Here is a 19,408-nt window from a genome sequence, read left to right as displayed (position 1 = left end):
GCATGAAGAATGCAGCTGCTTGGCGTGTCGATGATTCACGTCGCAATCCCGATCGACTTGTTTTCGTACGCTGCATCTCCCAGCGTTTTCAAAATAAAATGTGCCACGTCTGCGCGCGGAATGGTCTTCGATTTGCTCGGCACGCTTTCTTCAGATTCCCGGTACTGCCCTGTAACATTCTCGTTGGTCAAGCCCATCGGCCGAACGATCGTGTAGTTCAGTCCTGCTTCTTGAATGGCATCGACAGCGGCGCGGTGATCGATTAACACCTGCTTCAGCACGCCCATCATCAACTTTCCGCCAATGCCCGGGAGTTCATCGTTAATTCCGGCAGACGCTGTGTAGACAATGCGTCTAACGCCCTGCTTTTGCATGCCCGCCACGATATTTTTCGCCATCGTTCGCAGATCATCCGACTTTTTCATGCCTTGATTCGAACCCAAACACGACACGACCACGTCTTGTCCGGCGATTGCTGCGGACACTTGTTCCACGTGGAACGCATCTCCCTGCACCACTGTTAGTTTGTCGCCTGTGACTTTTAATTTGTCCGGAGTCCGCACAAACGCCGTCACTTCATAACCGTGCTCCAATGCTTGCTCGACGACCGATCGGCCCACGCCGCCCGTCGCCCCGAATACGATGATTTTCATCACGCTTCACCTTGCTTTCTTATGAGTTGTCGAGCTGTCGAATCAACGAGATTCCACGCGATCCGAAATGACTTTTACGGCTTTCACGAATTCCGCAACGAACGCTTCCCGGTCCACACTATGCAAAACATGGACATTCGGCTTCTCCCCTGTCCGGTTCGTGAAATCCACTACTGTCGCTCCGGCAGTGATGCCTTCGAGCGATGCTTCCACAAAGCAGTCCTGTCCTTCGAACAACTCCGGTTTCAATAAATACATAACCGCACAAACGTCGTGGAAATGCAGCACCTGGTCGTAATTCTCCTCATGAAAAGGAGTTCTCTTGATAACATCCAAATAATGCGTAACGAGGCCATACGCCTTCTCCGCAAATTCCGTGCCGATAGCCAAAATGCCCTGAGCTTCCTCCAGCGTCACGAATGCTTTATGCGTCACATCCAAACCGCTCATGACGATCGGAACGCCCGAGCGGAAGACGATTTCCACCGCATGCGGGTCGACGTAAGCATTGAATTCAGCGGACGGCGACATATTGCCGCCCACTGCCGCTCCACCCATCCACGAAATGCGCTCGATTTTCGGCTTCACTTCCGGATGTGCCAATAATAAGGCCGCCACATTCGTCAAAGGGCCCGTTGCCACGATGGTCACTTTTCTTTCGCTCGCCAGCAAAGTCTCGAGCATCGCGGTCACGGCCGGCCGTTCGCTCACTGGCAAAGTCGGCGGCGGAAACTCAACATTGCCGAACCCGCTCTCCCCGTGGATCTCTTCCGCCATCTCGAGCTCGCGGAACATCGGCTGCTCCAAACCCCGCGCCACTTCTACCTGTGCGCCGATATAACTGAGGAAGGTGCGTGCATTATAATTCGTCTTATCCTGCGAAATATTCCCCGAACACGTCGTCACCAAGCGCACGTCCAACGCGTCATCATGCGCGAACGCCAAAGTGAGCATCATCGCATCGTCAATCCCCGGGTCCGTATCGATAATTATCGGCAATCTGGCCATCCCTGAAAACCACCTTTTCTCATCTATTGGTTTTGATTTTACGCTAGTCGGGGCTTGGAGTGAAATGATAGCGAATGTCTTCATTCGTCACTAAGTTGTGCATAATACAAAAAGAAGCAATCGAAGTTGTTAAACTCGATTGCTTCATGCTTATTTTTATTAATAAAATTCGATGGCGACCTCACTATACCCTTGCGCGTTCAAGAAATCAGTCAACAGTTCTTCTGTTCTCTGATCCGCCTCATCCAGTAAGCCTTGGTCGATTTTTTCTTCCTCAATCTGTTCCTTGTTTTCATTTACTTCATCAAAAACTTTCTGGGTAGGATAGTTTGAGAAGATATTGCCTTTGATATCTTCTACTGTCGTTTTTTCAGTATCTACTACATTATCGAGTATTTTAGCTTTCGGAATCCTGAGGGATATTTTTTCTTCCCCATCATCAGTTTTTATTTCTAGCCCCGAAAGGTCTGACCCTGCTTTCAAATATCCTGTATACTCGATTAACTTTATTGCCTCCACGAAATTGATATCCGTGAACGGAATATTTTTATTTTCACCTGTCCGGCTTACGATTGTGTATTTGTACTCATACTTTACTGTCGTCCATTCCGACAGTTCTACAATTTGCTCTTGGATCAAACCAGTTTGAGAGCTACTGTCGGCAGCGAATCCAAATAAATTTGTTTGCAGGAATGCAAACACCCCAATTGCCCCGATAACCAATCCCAATACTAAAGTTGCTGCTAACTTTTTCATGTTATATCCCCTTTGTTTATTCTCTATATTTAATAGAAAAACACTTTGTACTTACAGAATAATTTCAGAGATTTCAACAATCTCTTACACTATTATACATATTAAAAATTGAATAAATAGAAAAAAATAACATGGTAAATCATTTAATTATGATAAGTAGTTCTCCTTAGCCCTTGAGTAGCGATATCCAAATTTCCTACAGTGATCCGAATGCTATATACTGATTACAAATTCTTTATGACTTTACTATGACGTTTGGAGGAGATCAGATGATGTTCGAAAACAAAGTAGTGGTTGTTAATGGTGGAACGGATGGAATTGGCAAGGAAGTGGTTCGTTTCTTTTGCAAAGAAGGGGCTAGCGTTCATTTTACGGGAAGAGACAGCGGCAAAGGCTCTCAGGTGGGAAAGGAATGCGACGGGAAAGCTCATTTTTACGAAGTCCACAACGAAAACCCGGAAGAAATTGAAAGCTTTTTTAACACACTTGAAGCCGATGGGCGTACTGTCGATATTCTCTTCAACAATGCCGGTGTTCTCTCTATCGGAATGGGCCCATTGTCTCGCGTAAAGTTAGAGGACTGGAATCAGTTGATTGCCGTCAATCAAACGGCGATCTTCCTCTACATGAAATATGCTTTAGCCGTGATGGGCAAGCAAAAAAATGGCGTCGTGATTAATAATGCGGCGATCCTTGGAAACGATAAGGTCAATCCGATGCTGCCAGCTTATAGCGGAACCAAAGCAGCCGTTGTCGCGATGACCCAAAGCACCGCACTGCGCTTTGCCAATCAAGGAATCCGGGTTAACTGCATCTCCCCTGGCCCAACAGAAACCGACCTGGCCATTAAAGCATATGGCGGAAAAGAGAATTATGACAAACAATCACAGGGACACCCGAGAGGAAGCTACGGGAAACCAAGCGAGATCGCAGAAGTCGTGCTATTTTTAGCTTCAGATAAAGCATCTTATATAAACGGCGCGGAAATCGTTGTAGATGGTGGGTATTCTTTAAAATAAATAGATTTAGGAAACAAGATAGGATTAATTTAACCATTTACTGTAGAGAGCTTTATTTTCCTGTCGGATGAAGTAAAGTTGTTTTTTTACAGTCTTTCACAAGTAGCGCTGGATTGATTCAATAAAGCAAAAAGGTTCATTCTTCTCATTAAAAGAAGAATGAACCTTTTCAGTAAATGCTATAAATGAAAATACATCCGTCTCAGGCTTCTATGGAAGGAGAAAAAGGCAGGTGTTTTCTAAAATTTAATTGTAATACAGGTTTTCAGTTGGATATACCGGATCATTGGTGATGTCGATTCCAAGCTTCTTGAAGGTCTGTTCGTTTTCTCTATTCAATATAACCGTGGAATGGGCTTGGGTGTCTTTTAAATGTGGCAATTGCTTATAAGCCAGCTCTGAAGTAGGATTGGTGACCGCACTGATTGCCAGTGCAATGAGCACTTCATTGGCGCTTAATGTCGGGACGCGGCTATTCAAGTCATCGGTTTTCAACCGTTGAATCGTTTGTAGAATCATCGGCGACAACAAATCAATTTCATCGGAAATATTGGTCAATTTCTTCAACCCATTCAGAATCGCGGCTGCCGAAGCGTCCATCAAAGTGGTCGTTCGACCGGTGATCATCTCGCCATTCGGCAGTTCTATCGCAATTACGGCTTGTAAATTCGTGCTGTCAATTTGCGCTTGGATGGCTTTCGCATAATTACGGGCCGGCAATACAGGTGCCCGATCCTCTTTCTTTAAACCGGTCTCTTCCAGAATCACTTGCATGTGGCGTACACTGTCTTCATCGGCAAGCCCTTTTTTATAATCGTTCTCTACGACGAAACTGCGACGAATGATTTCCTGCTTGGCAGCTTCCTGAACCACGCTATCATCCGTGATGCCCGATTTCAGGCGATTAACCCCCATATCAGTCGGTGAGCTGTAAACAGACGCTTTGCCGGTAATCCTCTCAATAATCCGTTTGATGACAGGAAACGTCTCAATATCGCGATTGTAATTGACCGCAACTTTGCCGTATGCTTCATAATGATAATTATCAATCATGTTTACGTCTTTTAAATCGACGGTAGCCGCTTCATAAGCGATATTTACCGGGTGCTTTAACGGCAAGTTCCAAACCGGAAAAGTCTCAAACTTGGCATAGCCGGCTTCATTCCCCAATTTGTTCTCATGGTACATTTGGTTAAGGCAGGTGGCGAGCTTTCCGCTGCCCGGGCCAGGGGCCGTTACTACCACAATCGGCTTTGTCGTTTTAATATAAGGATTTGTCGCAAATCCTTCTTCCCCAAGGACCGCCTCCACGTTTGCCGGATAACCTTCGATTTCGCGGTGAATACAGACGCTAATTCCGCTTCTCTCAAGCTTTGTCATAAATACTTTGACTGTTGGCTGCCCCTGGTAACGGGTGATCAAGACACTGTTGACAGAAATGCCGTATGCCCGGTATTCATCGATTAAGCGCAGGACATCTTGGTCATAAGTGATGCCGTAATCTTCACGGACTTTGTTTCGTTCGATGTCTCCAGCGTAGACACAGATGATGATTTCCGCCTTTTCTTTCAGTGTATGCAATAGTTTGATTTTGGCATCTTCATCAAATCCAGGCAACACACGCTTGGCATGCTTGTCTCCGATCAATTTTCCGCCAAATTCCAAGTAAAGTTTATCGTACTGCTGCACCCGTTCCAGGATGTAGGCTGATTGTTCTTGCAAATATTTCTCCGAATCAAATCCAATTTTTTTCATTAATTTCAGTCCCGCCTTCTATGCTTCAAGTTTTCTCTTATCCAGTATATAAAAACGCATTAAGAGAAAGTACCAATAAAAATCTATCCTTTATCATTATAGATTTTTGAAAAAAAAAGTAAATCGGTCCAATTGCTTCATTGAGCGGCTTATCCTAAAAAGCGCAGTGGCCTCACCGAGGATACATTCAACTAAATTAACAGAACTCAAATCAATGTTAGCATATCCAAACGATGAAATTCCGCTTCTCTTGGATCGTTTCAATAACTGAATTAATTTGATTTATCGGTTTAAAGAAAGCATGACAATTCAGTTTAATAACCGGATTGTCTTTAGCAGTTGGACAAGTCATGTATAAGTTAGACTTTATTTAATAGGATACACCTCATTCACTTATGGTACGGCTCTTCGTAGTGTATCTAAGTGAGGTTTCTAAAGTATCAGTTGAGCAAAGGATTTAAAGACCTCTCAATTTTCTTTCTAATTTTTTTACAGCTCCTGTACTTTACAATTAATATTAATGAAAGACTTTTAAAAGTTATTATTTAAATGTCTTTAAACAGATACTATAAGCTTCCTCACTCACAACATTAAAAAATTAGCGTATCGATATATCCATCAAATAATTTTAAGTACTGTTTGTTGTAACTAAGAATGATATGAGAAATTAAAAAAGACATGAGTTTAGGAACAATACCTAGCTCATGTCCATCGAGCAACACAATTTATCGCATACAATTTAAAATTGTTTTTTTTAAAACTCTTAAGAATATAGTTATATAGTGTACAATTCTAAGTTAGGTTTTTTCGAAGCAACTATTCTTACATTTCCATTTGTATCACAAATAGTCGGTCCATCATATAATTTTACTTCAATTGGAGTATAGTTTACTTTATTACCTCTTGATGAAACTATAATTATGTCAGCATCACTATTAGTTTTCCATAGTTTATTTTTTGATCTCAATTTTCTTTTCATCAAGAACTCCTCCCTTTCAAAAGTAAATTTAAAATTGATATATAACCAGCATTCTTTTTTTCTAATTCTTTTAGTAAGTTTTCAAAATCTTTGCTAGAAATACTTCTTTTAGAATATATGTGTATAGTAAGAACTGAATTAACTCCTACAGAAACACAAAAAATATATTCTACAGATGAGCTTTCGTTTTCCTCTTTTATTCGATCCTTTTTTTCTCCTAAAGTTAATTCTTGTTTTTCGAAGCACTTTACTACAAACTTCTCAGAATCAGAAACCAAAAATCTATGATTGGATTTAATTTTCCCTGCACTTCCAATTTGAACTAACTCTTCGTCATTTAGAGTGAAAAGTGTAGCACCAAGAACCTTCGGATTGTATAGAAAATTATTATTAACATTAAAGCAATTTATTAAACAAGCAAGAAATGGATTATATATGTCTTTAGTACAATTATAGCTGTCAAGAGCTTCTCTTAAAAGATTTTTTTTATTTTCCAATACTAAGTAATCGTTTTCTGTTATTCTCTCATCAAGTTGGTTTACATATATGGAAATTGCGTGAGATGCAGGCCCAACTGAAGCTGTAATGTTTGGATGTGCTAAATCGTATCTTAGAGGTTCAAGACCATATAGATAACTAGAAATAGAGTCTATACTTTCACCTTCGGGCATTAAAATCGTGAACCTGTTTCTTCCTAATTGACCCTTCATAAATCCTATTAAGAAAATTATATCTTTATTAAACTCTTCCAAGTCTTTTTTTGTAAAAACTACTATTCCATATTCTACTTCTTTTAATTTTTCTGAAATAAGGTCTATCTTGTTCTGCATAGGAGAACCAACACATTGATTTTCTATAATTGTATGAGAAGATTCGGACAAAGATACTTGCACCGCATTTGCTAAGTGTTGTCCGTCTTTAGAACATCCAATAAAAATTAAAGGTTTATACATATATTTACCCGGTTTTTCGCTTTCCTAATCTGTCCATCTTGGTTTTTATTTGAGTAGTAGCAGCACCGACAGCCGCTTCAATGTTTGGATGTTCTGCGTCATACTTTGCAGGATTAAATCCAATTAAATCAGTTGGAAGATGAAAGTTCTTTCCTTGAGGAGTGATAAAATAGGTTCTTTCTTTTCCAATCCGTCCTATAAATAGACCCATTTCGAAAATCACATTATCTCTAACTGTTTCTTTAAGTTCTTCTCTCATGTTTAATACATCTTCTGGATTAAACACAAATATAGCAAAATCAAATTGGTCTAAGGCTTTGATTAAATCGTCTAGAGTTGTACTTGATGGTTCAAATATTCCTTGCGTCCAAACAGTGGAATAATAATTATGCTGTAAATTTAACTGAATAGAATTTGCGATTTGCAACCCTTCTACTGAAGAACCTATAAATACTGATGGCTTTTGGCTAGTCATTCTAGTCTCCTTTATATATGAAATTAATAATACTAAATATTAATTAGATAATTCTTTATTATTAGAGTACTATACTTAGATATGTTTATAAATAGAATAATTCAGTAATTTATAAATCGTATATATCTTTCCGAAAAATTTTTATATTCAAGAAATACCTGTACGTTGCAAAGTATTTTTCAGTAATTTCGAAAAGTTTTCAACATTCATTTCTACTCTAATTGTATTTTTATCTTTTTTCCAAAATTTTTTGTAATAGGGATAGTGATCATAAGACTTATAGGGATTTTTACAAAGATATAAGTACTTATTTTCTGTATGATCGATAATGGCAACGATTTCATCTTCTTCGTTGCCATTCTTTGAGACACCCATGAAAATTGTAGCATCAATATTTGGATAATTACTAGACCACAGCAAAAAAGATTCTTCCTCTGCTTGTTTTAGTTTTATAGTAATATCAGATTCAACATGAATATTAAATTCTAGAAGTTCCTTTTCATATTCACTGTTTACAAAATCACATGATTGAATAACTAAATCACACAATAATTTAAACTGTTCAGCCATTACACTTCTCCATATCCACTCTTCTACACGTGAACCATTTAAATAAGAAAGTTCGATTTCCCCTATAAGTAATTGATTTTCTGATAGCTGTCTAAATTCTAAAAAAAATGATTTTATAAATTCAAGAGTTCTATTTATTGCGCCAACTATGGTATGAGAATCTATGGGTTTTGAAATCCCCAAATGAGTTATTTGGTTTCTAAGTTGACCTATGCCAATCAAAGTTTCAAAATACTCTTCTTTCATACCACCAAAAATCACCTTTAGTCTTTTTATTGATTCTGAATAATCTATTGTATAAACTTGTGCGTCTGCTACTGTTAATGCTTCATAAAGTGGTACAACTATTTCATTTTCAAAATTAATATATTCTAATAAATTTGACTTAGAAGATATATCTGAATAAATAAGTAGTTCATTTACATCGCTCAAAGTCTTTTTTGTAAGAATTTCTACCGAATGATGGATATTTAATAAAGCAAGTTTCAAATAACTATTTTCATCAAATTCATATGCCGATGTATCAGTATCGTAATAATAATCTTGAAACTTATTGTAAAAATTGATTCCTATTTTTAATGAATTGATTCCGTTCTCTAAAAGATGGAATTCCACAGAAGTTTCTCCCCCTTTAAATATTCAACAAAAAACCTCACCTACTTATGATAAGGCTCACCCTTCATAATCCGGAAAGCCCGATATACCTGCTCCAGCAAGATCAATTTCATCAATTGATGGGGAAACGTCATCTTGGAGAACGACAATTTCTCATCCGCGCGCTTCAACACTTCGCCGTGGAGGCCGAGCGATCCGCCGATGACGAAGACGACTTTGCTGCGGCCGTAAGTCATGAGCGATTCCATGTCTTTGGCGAGCTGCTCGGAGGTCTTCATCTTGCCGTCGATCGCCAGCGCGATGACGTAGGCGTCCTGAGGGATCTTGGCGAGTATGCGCTCGCCTTCTTTCTTTTTGACGATGGCCATATCCGCTTCGCTCAATTGCTCCGGCGCTTTTTCGTCCGCGACTTCAATCTCCGTAATTTTTGCATAAGCCCCTAAGCGTTTTGCATATTCTGCAATGCCCGCTTTCAAGTATTTCTCTTTCAGTTTTCCGACGGTCACAATGGAAATGTTCACAACTTATCCCCCTTTACACGAAATTTACAAACAAGTTGCCCACAGACTTTATGCACATATCCACAGTCATTTCTACATCTTGTAGAATTTTATTTATCCGCCACAAGATACAACGCCTGTTCTTCACAGTAGTTGCACTTTGTGGATAACTTTTCGCTATCTGATAATTCCGTCAGTATAGGATAGCTTTCCGTTTTGGCAACAAATTCGTCAAGCCCTTGTCCCACATGCGTTTGGCAGCAATACAGCTCCATTTTTACGCCTCCTTCCGATTTCCGAATATTCCACACAGTTATACACATTTCGTTCCCTTTTATCCACAATCCATTTTAACAGATATAAAACACTACGGATAGCGAAGCTTTTATTGCCTGTGGATTGTTGACAATCGATTTTTAACAAAAAAGTTATCCACACGTCTTTTTCCCGAACATTTGCCCCATTCAGGCTAAAAATTCGGGCTCCGAAGTGTATAATATTCAGCTGATTTTTGTTTCTCCCTTTCATTTGCGGAAATGAAAAAAGCAGTTCCAACCGGTGAATAAAACACCGGTTGGAACTGCTGGATCTTACAATGTGGAATTATCGGTGAGTTCAAGCTCGAATTCGAGCAATTCGCCGTTCCGGTATGCTTTTACTTGCAGCATATCCCCGATTTGCTTTTCGTTGTAGAGATGCTTGCGCAATTCGATGATATCCTCGATAGCTTGCCCATCCATCTCGACGATGACATCGTATTGGCGCATGCCCGCTTCATCCGCTGCAGAAGACGGGACTACTGAGCTGACGACGACGCCCGCTGTGATGTCTTCCGTCAAATTCAACGTATCTTCACGGTATGCATTCGGCACTTGCGCCAAATCGATCAGCGTAATGCCCATTGCCGGGCGCACCATTTCACCGGTCGCTTCGAGTTGATTGATGACCGGCAGTGCCGAGTTGATCGGGATCGAGAAGCCGATGCCTTCGACTTGCGAAGTGGCGATTTTCATCGAGTTGATGCCGATCAATTGACCAGCCAAATTGACGAGCGCGCCTCCGCTATTGCCTGGGTTGATCGCCGCATCCGTCTGCAAGACTTCCGCTTGCCAGTCTTCCGTTCCGTCGCCGTCCAGGTCAACCGGCACTGCCCGGTCAGTGCCTGATACGACACCACTCGTCACCGAACCCGAGAATTCAAGGCCGAGCGGGTTGCCGATTGCGATGACCGCTTCGCCGCGCTTCAGCGCATCTGAATCTCCCAGTTCCACGACGTCCTGAACTTTGTCGTTGCTCATTTCAAGGACCGCCAGATCGGTCCAAATATCGCTGCCGACCACTTGCGCCTCGACTTTCGTCCCGTCGGACAATGTCACTTCGATGCCGCTCGCACCGTCGACCACGTGATGGTTGGTCACAATGTACGCGGTATCGCCTTCACTTTTATAAATGACACCGGAACCTGTTCCGACTGCCTGTTCTTGGCTTTGCGAGAAGAAATCCCCGCCTGTCTGGAGATTCGATACGCCAACCACCGCATCCGACGCCTCGTCGACCGCTTTCGTCACGTCGGTCGTGATATCGAGCGACGCGCCTTGCTGCTCCCGGTTTTGCTGCTGGATCTGGGTGCCGGAATCCGTTGAAACCGTCCCCGGCAATAAGCCCGGAGCCTGTGAAAACAACAGCCACATCAATAGCGCCCCGACCAGCACGCCGAAAATCCCTGCAAAGAAACTGCCTGAACGGCTCGGCTTCGGCTGCCTGCCGTTCGGCGTTTGATTGTAATAACCCATAGCCTCCATCCTCTCTTATGTCTCTCTTTTTATCATAAGATGTACCCGCTAAAATGCAAGCAATCCTCCCTGTATGAGTACGCTAGAAGATTGTCATTCAACTTACTTTGTACACTTTTAACTGGGTGATTGGCCGCAGCGTAGTAAGATGATACTTCCTACAATTGTTGCTGCGCTCTCTATATTCATTCCACACTAGCTGAGGGGAATGGAGGCGGCGACTCCTGCGGGAGCAGTGACGGAGCAACGCGACGGAGCGACATGAGCCGAAGACCCTGGACTGAGCGAAGCGAAGGAAGCGGCTGAGGCCATGCCCGCGGAAAGCGTCCGCCGCAATGAGCATCAGCGGCTAAATGCGAGAACGCGCCAGCTGCATGACCCACATCCTGTGGGCCGGAAATCGTCCACTTTCATGGACATCAGCGGCTATAAAAAAAGACTGCCCCACAAGCCGTATCTAAGGCTTCTGGGACAGTCTCTCCTCTACATCTATTCACACCACTACCAAAGGCGTCGCTTCGGTCGGAGACGTATCGAACAAATCGACGTAATCGCCGACGATGATGCCTTTCGTCTGCAGTGTCTGCTCGACGCTCATGCGCGCGAGGTCTTTCATATTGTTGTCTTTGCTCAAATGCGACAAATAGATGCGCGTCGGCTTCTCCGCGAGCACTTCCGACATCGCCACCGCCGCGTCTTCATTCGACACGTGCCCGACATCGCTCAGGATGCGCCGTTTGACCGACCACGGGTAGCGGCCCATCTGCAGCATGCCGATGTCGTGGTTGCTCTCGAACACATAGGCATCGGACGCGCCGATGATGCCTTTCATGCGGTCGCTGACATAGCCCGTATCGGTGATGAGCGCGAGCTTCCGGCCGTTCTCGTGGAACACGTAGAACATCGGGTCCGCCGCATCATGCGACACGCCGAACGATTCGATGTCGAGCCCGCCGAATGATTTCACCGTCTCCATATCGAAATGGAAACGCTGTTCGACCGGGATTTCCCCGACCAGCCCGTCCATCGCCGTCCAGGTTTTGGCATTGGCGTAGATCGGCACTTTATGCCGGCGGGCGGCGATGCCGAGCCCTTTAATGTGATCGCTATGCTCATGTGTGACAAGAATGCCGTCGAGCTTGCCCATATCGCGGCCGATGGAAGCGAATAACGACTCCAATTTCTTGCCGCTGAGACCCGCGTCCACTAAAAACGCATGCTCGTCGTTTTCTATATAGATGGCATTGCCAGTCGAACCGCTGGCCAATACACTGAAGCGCATAGTTAAAATCTCCTTACTCTGCTGTTTCCTCGTTCTGTTTGTTCAATTCAATGACACCATCCTTGATGGCATTGACGAAATGGTCCGCTTCCTCCCCATCGGAGTCCTTGACACGGATGCGCCAGGTCGGGACGAACATCTGCCGGTTCTCCGATACTTGCACATGCGTGGAATAGCCAAGTTCGGCTTCCACGATGCGGCTGTTGGTCGCCAGCAAGCTCTTCTGATACAAAGTGTGGATCGCCTGAAGCGGGGAAATCAATTTCTTCTGCTCTTCATTTTCGATGATATTGTCGAACAAGGTCTGCTCAAATCCGATAATCGCATCATTCTCATCCCAGAACACGGTCAATTGGCCGCCTTTGCTGTGGAATAGCGGGACCCCTGTGATTTGCTGGAAAAAGACGGCCTGGTTCTGGTCTTCATCGATTTTCCAGAGCGTGTATTCCGAGCTTTCCGGAACTTCTTCATCAATGAATGCCTGCAGCGCTTCTTCTTTATCGCCTTCTATGGCGACCGGCTCATCATAAGTGATTTGCAGCATACGTTCCTCCAGGACATTGGCGACACCGTCAATGTCCACTTCGGTTTCGGAGAACGATTTCGATTCGCCGCGTACATAAGGCTTATCTTCCGATGAATCCGGCAAGGCCGAATACGTGATATTATCGCCGCGCAATTTTTCATCGATGGTCGATTCCGGGAGCAGTTCAATCCGTTCCGCTTCCGTATAGCGGTCGATATATAGCGAATACAAGAAGACATTGAGGATCGAAAAGACAATGATGAAAATGGTTTTTGTTTTACTCCAATCCAAGCTTCACGCCTCCTACTGATTCGTCAGATAGCCGTGTCCATTTGCCATTCGTTTTATAATACCAAGCGGGCTGGAACGTAATCAAGGGGTCTTCCTCAGTCAATTCGTAGCCGATGGTCACCGCTTCAATCGTCGACAGGTCCATATCGAGGCGTGCCAAAGCTTCCATGACCGCTTCGCCAGACGCCATCTCGACCGGCCGGGTTTCTGCCACCGAATCGAGCAAGTAGGTCGGGCGGCTGTAGCGGAACGCTTGCTCGACCCCGTTGTCTATGCCCCATTCGACGTCGAGGCTCACCGCCGTCGTATTGCTGAAGACCGGCGAGCCGTCGAAGAACAATTGATAGCTGATTTGCTGGTTGGCCGACTTCATGCCGAAATATACGTATTGATCGGTCCAACCGCCATGTTCATTGACGAAGTTGACCGAGTTGAAGACGAGATCGGACGGAATCGCAGGATCGGAGGTTTCCGCTTTCGGCTGCACATAATTGATGCTTTTCTGGCTCTCCAGCTCGCGCATGATCGCGCCCGAGTCATCCGTAAATTCCTCGCTTTGCAGGTCCCCCGCAAATTCAGCGGTCGGGCTGTCCATGATGGCGTCTGCAAACGTGGATGCCGAAGTTTCTTCGAGCAGGTAATCAAAGCTCGTTTTTTCTAGCGGCTCTTCCGGCACGAATACCGGCAAGGTTCCGATACGCGGATCCGTGACATAATGATCGTACTCTTCTGATTGCTGCACGTAATCGCCGCGGAACGCTATCAGCTCCGTTTCCGCTACTTGCGCTTCATAAATCCGGCCAGAGCCGGTATTGATGAAGTAAATGACGGACTCGGGATCATCTTCTGTTCCCCACTCAATAACGACGCGGTTAAAGGTCGATTCCGGCAGATTATTGTCGGTGATGTCCATAATGACGTCAAATACAGGAAACGGCACGGCACCTGGATAATACAATACGGTGCGCCCCGGTTCTTGTAAGTATTGCTTAAGCACTTCTGTCCCCGCTTCTTCTTCGAATAGCTGGACATCGGAAATCTTCCATTGCTGGATGGTTTCCAGCATCGTCTCGATTTCCGTTTGGGAGAACGTGCCGGTCACTTCATCTTCGTGGTGATACAGTACTTTCACTGGCCGTACGACTTCATCTGCACTGCGCTTATCACCGATCGATACATCCACTTGCGTGGGCGTTTCAATCTCCTCAAGCGACGGGGTGAACGTCCAAATGGTGAAGGTCAGCGCCAGGCTGAGCAAAATCAGGAGAAATAGGGCAACGGATTTTACATGCTCCAAATACTTCAATCCCATTCACCTCCATCATCGATTTCATATGGCAAGGTGAAATAAATCGAAGTCCCTTTGCCGTACTGGCTTTCTGCCCAGATCGTGCCGCCGTGGGCATTGATCATTTCCTTCGAAATCGCAAGCCCAAGGCCCGTGCCGCCCATGGCACGCGAACGCGCCCGGTCCACACGGTAGAAACGGTCGAAAATACGCTCGACGTTTTCTTTCGGGATGCCCATTCCTTCATCGCTGATCGAAACGAGCAATTCGCCTTCTTTCTCGCGGACCGAAAAGCGTATTTTGCCGCCTTCCGGAGAATATTTCAAGGCATTGGAAATGATATTATCGATGACTTGCGTCAATTTATCGGTATCGATTTCCACGAAATACTGTGATTTCGGCACATTGCGTTCGAACGACACGTTCTGGGATTTCGACATCTCAAAACGGTCGATGATGCGGTTGAAGAAGACGCCGAATTCGACCATTTCGCGGCTCAACTCCGCTTCGCTTGAATCCATCTTCGACAATTTCAGCAAATCATTGACCAGGCGGATCATCCGCTCGGTCTCGGTCTGCGTAACGTTGAGGAAATTCGGCGCGAGATCGGGATCCTGCCACGCCCCGTCAGCGAGCGCCTCCAAATAGCTGCGCATCGTCGTGAGCGGCGTCCGCAGTTCATGCGATACGTTTGCCACGAACTCGCGGCGCTCCATATCGATTTTCTCCTGCTCCGTGTTATCGTGCAGGACGGCGATCAATCCGTTGACAAATCCGGTCTCTTTTTGGATGACCGAGAAGGTTGTGCGCAGAAGCGTCGCCTGATCCTGTGAGCTGATATCAAGCGTGATCGCATCGCGCATATCGATCAAGTCTTCGAATGTATAGGATTCATCCAAACCGAGCACCGTAGTGACCGGCCGGTTGATGACTGTTTCACGTGAAACATTCAATAATTGCAATGCCGGTTCATTAATTAAGATGATGCGCCCCCTGCGGTCGGTCGAAAGTACGCCATCCGTCATATTGGCAAGCACCGAGGCCAGTTTGCGCCGCTCGCTTTCCGTCGACTGCTGGGATTCCTGCAGCCGGTTCGTCAAGTGGTTAAAGGCCCGGGCCAGCTGGCCGATTTCATCTTCGCTGTAGACGCGTACTTTACGCGAGAAATTACCTTTTGCCATCGCCTGCGCTTGCCTGCGCATGTCAGCGATCGGCCGTGAAATCGTCTGTGCGACCAATACGCCCAGCACCGCCGTAATGACCAGCGCAATGGCTGTCCCGACCAGCAAAATCGAGTTGATGGAATCCATTTGGTTATAGACATTCTCGACTTCCGCCTTGACATACAGCGTGCCGAGCATCTCGCCCCCCACTGCCGTGATCGGCAAGGTCCGGACCCATACCCGCTCTTCCAGGTTGCCGTCGAGATATGTTTGCTCGAGCAGCGTCTCCCCGATAATGGAGCGGCGGATCTGGTCATCCGTCGAACGCTGGCCGACCAGCGACTGGTTCTCGCCGAGAGACGTCCCTAAAATCCGGTAGCGGTTATCGACCACACGGATTTCATTGATGTCCTGTGAATTAAAATTAGAAAGGACCGACCGGAGGCTCTGCTCGATGGTCAGGTCCTCTTCGGTCCGGTTGCGGATCATTTCCTCCCTCACGCTGAATTCGATGATTTCCATCCGGTCAACAATCGAATCCTCGAAATTCCCGCGCAGCGTTTGTTCGAGCTGCTCGGAAAAATAAAGGCCGATGATCTGCATCGCCAGCAAGATCAGCAAAATATAGATCAGTACAAATTTCACATGGATCGACTTAAAAAAACTAGTTTTCAGCATCCGGCTTACTCCTGTTCAGGGTTCCGCAGGTAGTAGCCGACGCCGCGACGCGTCACGATCCACGCTGGGTGACTCGGATTGTCTTCGATTTTTTCACGCAAGCGGCGAATCGTGACGTCCACTGTCCGCACATCGCCGAAATAATCATAACCCCATACCGTCTGCAATAAATGCTCACGCGTCATCACTTGGCCGATATGCTTCGCCAAATAATGCAAAAGCTCGAATTCACGGTGCGTCAATTCGATCGTTTCTTCGCGCTTCAACACCAAATACGCATCCGGCTGGATAGTCAACGACCCTACTTGGATATCGTTCGAGCCCACGCCTTCCTCTTCTGCCGGCACGACATTCTGGCGCCGCAGATTCGCTTTGACACGCGCAATCAATTCACGTGTCGAAAATGGTTTCGTCACATAATCATCCGCCCCGAGCTCGAGCCCCAACACTTTGTCGATCTCTGAGTCTTTTGCCGTCAGCATGATGATCGGAAAATCGAATTTCTTCCGCACTTCGCGGCATACTTCCATGCCGTCGCGGTTCGGCAGCATGATGTCGAGCAGCATCAAGTCCGGCTGAATTTCTTCCGCCACTTTGATCGCCTCGTCGCCATCATAAGCCACTACCACATTAAAGCCTTCTTTTTTCAAATTAAATTGCAGGATATCCGCAATCGGCTTCTCATCATCCACAACCAATATCGTTTTATTCATCTATCTTCTCCCCCTCTGCTTCCCATTTGTTCCACATGTACCAGCCGTTTTGACAATCTTTGCTATCCCTTACTTTATCATTATTTCAAGCATTTCGCACCTTTGGATGGTCACAGCGGGGTTCAGCGGCGCACGGGTTCTAGAGGCGTAAACGCCTGGTAAGGGTTTGCTTGTGGAAACTGTTTTTGCATTCTATTTGTGCTTCAGCTTCGTAGTCGCCGCCCTGCTTTGGGTTGGCCTCTTGCCATAAGCCAGGAAGAACGCCTGTCTTACGGCGTCGACTCACCCTTGTCGCCGGGCGGCTAAGAGATTGCATGGATCATTTCATGTTTAATGGGATTTGCTTCTTTACCTAGTTGCCGGCTAGTGGGGGAATCGCTTCCTGAGATGCGGCATCTGACAAATAAGTGTTTGAACTGAAATCACACTCTCTTCGATCCAAATGATATGAACTGCAAAATATGATGCATTTCCACACTTCACTTTAAATGAACTGAAGAAACGACCTCCCACTCTAAAACTAGAGACGGAGTGGAAGGGGGGCTGACGCATGTGGGACCAAGCGGGCTGGCGAGACAAACGTGGCGCGCCCTTTGCGGCACGTTGGCTCAACACCCGCCCCACGGCAAGCAGCCCCCTGCAACGCAGTCAAAAAGCGGAAGCTTTTCCACTCACTTCTTTTCACTTCATAAACTCCTGTTCACATCCACAGATTATCCATTTGAAATACAAAAAAAGCTCCCAGCACGCTGGAAGCTTCTTACTAGTTTATTTCTTCACATAATCCAACGGATCGCGGTCTTGGCCTTCGTAGGATAGCTCGAAATGCAGATGGATGCCCGTAGAGCGTCCTGTCGTGCCCATATCGCCGAGTTTCGTGTGCGGGGATACTTTATCGCCGACCTTGACGTCGATCGACGAGAGATGCGCATAGATCGTCTCATAGCCATTCTTATGGTCGACAACGACGCGGTTGCCAAATGTGCCGGCTTTACCGGCCTTGGCCACCGTGCCATGGTCGGCAGAGACGATATCGAGTGTATCGGGCCTTGCGATATCGATGCCTTTATGCGGGCGTCCCCAGCGCTGGCCTTTCTTGCTCGAGACGTAGCCGCCGTCTGCCGGCCACGTGAATTCGCCCGTGCCGATACCCGGCAATTCTTTCTCGCCTTCAAGGACAATTTTGTCCACCGGCTCTTTCAGGATTTTCTCACGTGTTTCGGAACGGCCGACGCGTTCGCCGTTGACTTCGCGTACGGCGTAGCTGACCGCTTTTTCGCCGCGCTTGCCTTTTTGGTCGACTTCCGTTTCGCCGATATAGACATCTTTGCTGTCTTTTTCGACCGTTTCGTAAGGCAGTTTCTTCAAGGCCTTCTCGGCTTTATTGACGAGCACATCCACGCCGAGCTCATCCGTTATGTGCTTCGCGGCTTGTTTCGGCTCCATCACTTGTTTCGGGTCGGTCTGCTTGGATAAGCCGTTGATCGGTTCCGAGAAAGAAATGTCGATGATGCGCGATTCGCCCGCTTTCAATTCAGGCAGTTCCGCTGCGTCTTGCTGCTCTTCGAATTGCTTGAGTTCCTCTTCCGTCAAAGCGGTTTGTTTCATGAGCTGGATGGTCTCTTCATAGGCTTTTCGGTCTTTTACATAGGCTGCCGCTTCGCCGTCGACTTGCAGGGCGAATGCTTCTGCCTTGATTGCCAATTGTTCGTCCAGCTGGCTGATGACCGCTTCGTCATCTTTCGGGCTCGATGCCACGGCTTGCTCGGTTAAGATGTTCAGCCCTTCACTCGGCGCGAGCCGCAAATTATCGTAGTCGCTTGAGGCCGTTTCCAATTTCTCATCGATCAATTCATCAATCGGCGCATCATCCGACACGGCTCCGAGGTAACTGGTGTTGTGATATATATGATAAACCGGCTCCAGGTTTTGCGGCTCATTCGGTTCGGCAAAAATCGTATTGGCGCCGAATGCACTGGCAGCTAAAACGAAGGCGGTGCCTATTTTCCATTTGCGCAGTTTCATCTTGTCTTTGTTCTGGTGATTCGCGTTCATGTTGCGGGTCTGGCTCCTTTCATGCTCCCGTAGAGGGTTCTTCCATTTTTTCAACTTCCCTACTCTACCACATCCGTTTTCAAAGGCTCATCCGATAAACTCATTGTTACAGAAGTGTTATCTAACAGACATTATTATCCAATTAATGGAATTATATTCTTTAATTCTTCAAATGAAGGCAAAAAACTTAGGATTTCCGCCCTTTTTTTCCATTTCGGCCCCGTTTCCTGTGACCTTATTGTCATAAACATCATCTAAGCCCATGAACCAGCTTTTCATTTGTGGCGAATTTGTAGCAAACGCAAAAAAGCCACCGCCCTCTTGAGAAGGAGGCAG

The 19,408-nt window shown here is 45.8% G+C and carries 19 protein-coding genes; 2 read left to right on the top strand and 17 right to left on the bottom strand.

What is annotated here, in order from left to right:
* Positions 1–35: 35 nt before the first annotated feature.
* The 3 genes from DP119_RS11740 to DP119_RS11730 all read right to left on the bottom strand — a co-directional run bounded on the left by DP119_RS11740 (position 36) and on the right by DP119_RS11730 (position 2,417).
* Positions 36–653: an NAD(P)-dependent oxidoreductase gene (locus DP119_RS11740; protein WP_112233355.1), complete on the bottom strand. Its 618-nt coding sequence runs from the start codon at positions 651–653 to the stop codon at positions 36–38.
* A gap of 42 nt (positions 654–695) precedes the next feature.
* The gene (locus DP119_RS11735; protein WP_112233354.1) at positions 696–1,661 is read right to left on the bottom strand and encodes a nucleoside hydrolase; all 966 of its coding nucleotides are present in this window, start codon (positions 1,659–1,661) and stop codon (positions 696–698) included.
* Positions 1,662–1,820: 159 nt separating this feature from the next.
* Positions 1,821–2,417, bottom strand: a complete 597-nt coding sequence (locus DP119_RS11730) for a DUF4230 domain-containing protein (RefSeq protein ID WP_112233353.1) — start codon at positions 2,415–2,417, stop codon at positions 1,821–1,823.
* 269 nt (positions 2,418–2,686) lie between these two features.
* Between DP119_RS11730 and DP119_RS11725 the strand changes: the two genes are divergently transcribed.
* Entirely contained in the window at positions 2,687–3,436 is a 750-nt protein-coding gene (locus DP119_RS11725) for an SDR family NAD(P)-dependent oxidoreductase (RefSeq protein WP_112233352.1), read from the top strand.
* Between the two features lie 246 nt (positions 3,437–3,682).
* Here the strand turns inward: DP119_RS11725 and DP119_RS11720 are convergent, their stop codons facing one another.
* From DP119_RS11720 to yycF, 13 genes are all read right to left on the bottom strand, one after another.
* Positions 3,683–5,191: a DUF1846 domain-containing protein gene (locus tag DP119_RS11720; RefSeq protein WP_112233351.1), complete on the bottom strand. Its 1,509-nt coding sequence runs from the start codon at positions 5,189–5,191 to the stop codon at positions 3,683–3,685.
* A gap of 775 nt (positions 5,192–5,966) precedes the next feature.
* Positions 5,967–6,170, bottom strand: a complete 204-nt coding sequence (locus DP119_RS11715) for a hypothetical protein (protein ID WP_112233350.1) — start codon at positions 6,168–6,170, stop codon at positions 5,967–5,969.
* Positions 6,170–7,123 carry a TIR domain-containing protein gene (locus tag DP119_RS11710; RefSeq protein WP_112233349.1) on the bottom strand — a complete coding sequence of 318 codons (954 nt, stop codon included), beginning with the start codon at positions 7,121–7,123 and terminating at the stop codon, positions 6,170–6,172. Before DP119_RS11710 ends, DP119_RS11715 begins: the two co-directional genes overlap by 1 nt.
* A gap of 4 nt (positions 7,124–7,127) precedes the next feature.
* On the bottom strand, positions 7,128–7,598 hold the full coding sequence (locus tag DP119_RS11705) for a nucleotide-binding protein (protein WP_112233348.1): 471 nt from the start codon (positions 7,596–7,598) through the stop codon (positions 7,128–7,130).
* Positions 7,599–7,745: 147 nt separating this feature from the next.
* Complete coding sequence (locus tag DP119_RS11700; protein WP_112233347.1) at positions 7,746–8,783, bottom strand: hypothetical protein; 1,038 nt, start codon at positions 8,781–8,783, stop codon at positions 7,746–7,748.
* 41 nt (positions 8,784–8,824) lie between these two features.
* On the bottom strand, positions 8,825–9,304 hold the full coding sequence (rlmH, locus tag DP119_RS11695) for a 23S rRNA (pseudouridine(1915)-N(3))-methyltransferase RlmH (protein ID WP_112233346.1): 480 nt from the start codon (positions 9,302–9,304) through the stop codon (positions 8,825–8,827).
* A gap of 89 nt (positions 9,305–9,393) precedes the next feature.
* The gene (locus DP119_RS11690; protein ID WP_112233345.1) at positions 9,394–9,558 is read right to left on the bottom strand and encodes a CxxH/CxxC protein; all 165 of its coding nucleotides are present in this window, start codon (positions 9,556–9,558) and stop codon (positions 9,394–9,396) included.
* 315 nt (positions 9,559–9,873) lie between these two features.
* Entirely contained in the window at positions 9,874–11,076 is a 1,203-nt protein-coding gene (locus DP119_RS11685) for a S1C family serine protease (protein ID WP_112233344.1), read from the bottom strand.
* A gap of 493 nt (positions 11,077–11,569) precedes the next feature.
* The gene (locus DP119_RS11680) at positions 11,570–12,358 is read right to left on the bottom strand and encodes an MBL fold metallo-hydrolase (protein WP_112233343.1); all 789 of its coding nucleotides are present in this window, start codon (positions 12,356–12,358) and stop codon (positions 11,570–11,572) included.
* 13 nt (positions 12,359–12,371) lie between these two features.
* Positions 12,372–13,175, bottom strand: a complete 804-nt coding sequence (locus DP119_RS11675; RefSeq protein ID WP_112233342.1) for a two-component system regulatory protein YycI — start codon at positions 13,173–13,175, stop codon at positions 12,372–12,374.
* The gene (locus DP119_RS11670; protein WP_240616429.1) at positions 13,162–14,487 is read right to left on the bottom strand and encodes a YycH family regulatory protein; all 1,326 of its coding nucleotides are present in this window, start codon (positions 14,485–14,487) and stop codon (positions 13,162–13,164) included. Before DP119_RS11670 ends, DP119_RS11675 begins: the two co-directional genes overlap by 14 nt.
* Positions 14,478–16,304: a cell wall metabolism sensor histidine kinase WalK gene (gene walK, locus DP119_RS11665; RefSeq protein ID WP_112233341.1), complete on the bottom strand. Its 1,827-nt coding sequence runs from the start codon at positions 16,302–16,304 to the stop codon at positions 14,478–14,480. The genes DP119_RS11670 and walK overlap by 10 nt, the downstream gene beginning before the upstream one ends.
* A gap of 5 nt (positions 16,305–16,309) precedes the next feature.
* Positions 16,310–17,017 (bottom strand): response regulator YycF, encoded by a 708-nt coding sequence (yycF, locus tag DP119_RS11660; RefSeq protein WP_058382289.1) that lies wholly within the window; start codon positions 17,015–17,017, stop codon positions 16,310–16,312.
* A 550-nt stretch (positions 17,018–17,567) separates the two neighbouring features.
* Between yycF and DP119_RS11655 the strand changes: the two genes are divergently transcribed.
* Positions 17,568–17,801 (top strand): hypothetical protein, encoded by a 234-nt coding sequence (locus DP119_RS11655; protein ID WP_112233340.1) that lies wholly within the window; start codon positions 17,568–17,570, stop codon positions 17,799–17,801.
* Here the strand turns inward: DP119_RS11655 and DP119_RS11650 are convergent.
* Positions 17,786–19,072, bottom strand: coding sequence for a M23 family metallopeptidase (locus DP119_RS11650; RefSeq protein WP_112233339.1), 1,287 nt, complete (start codon positions 19,070–19,072; stop codon positions 17,786–17,788). The genes DP119_RS11655 and DP119_RS11650 overlap by 16 nt on opposite strands.
* Positions 19,073–19,408 lie beyond the last annotated feature (336 nt).

It is taken from the genome of Planococcus maitriensis (assembly GCF_003289925.1).
In the GTDB taxonomy this organism is placed as follows: domain Bacteria; phylum Bacillota; class Bacilli; order Bacillales_A; family Planococcaceae; genus Planococcus; species Planococcus maitriensis.
Note: the sequence above shows the minus strand (reverse complement) of the source record. Positions and strands in the feature narration are given on the sequence as shown.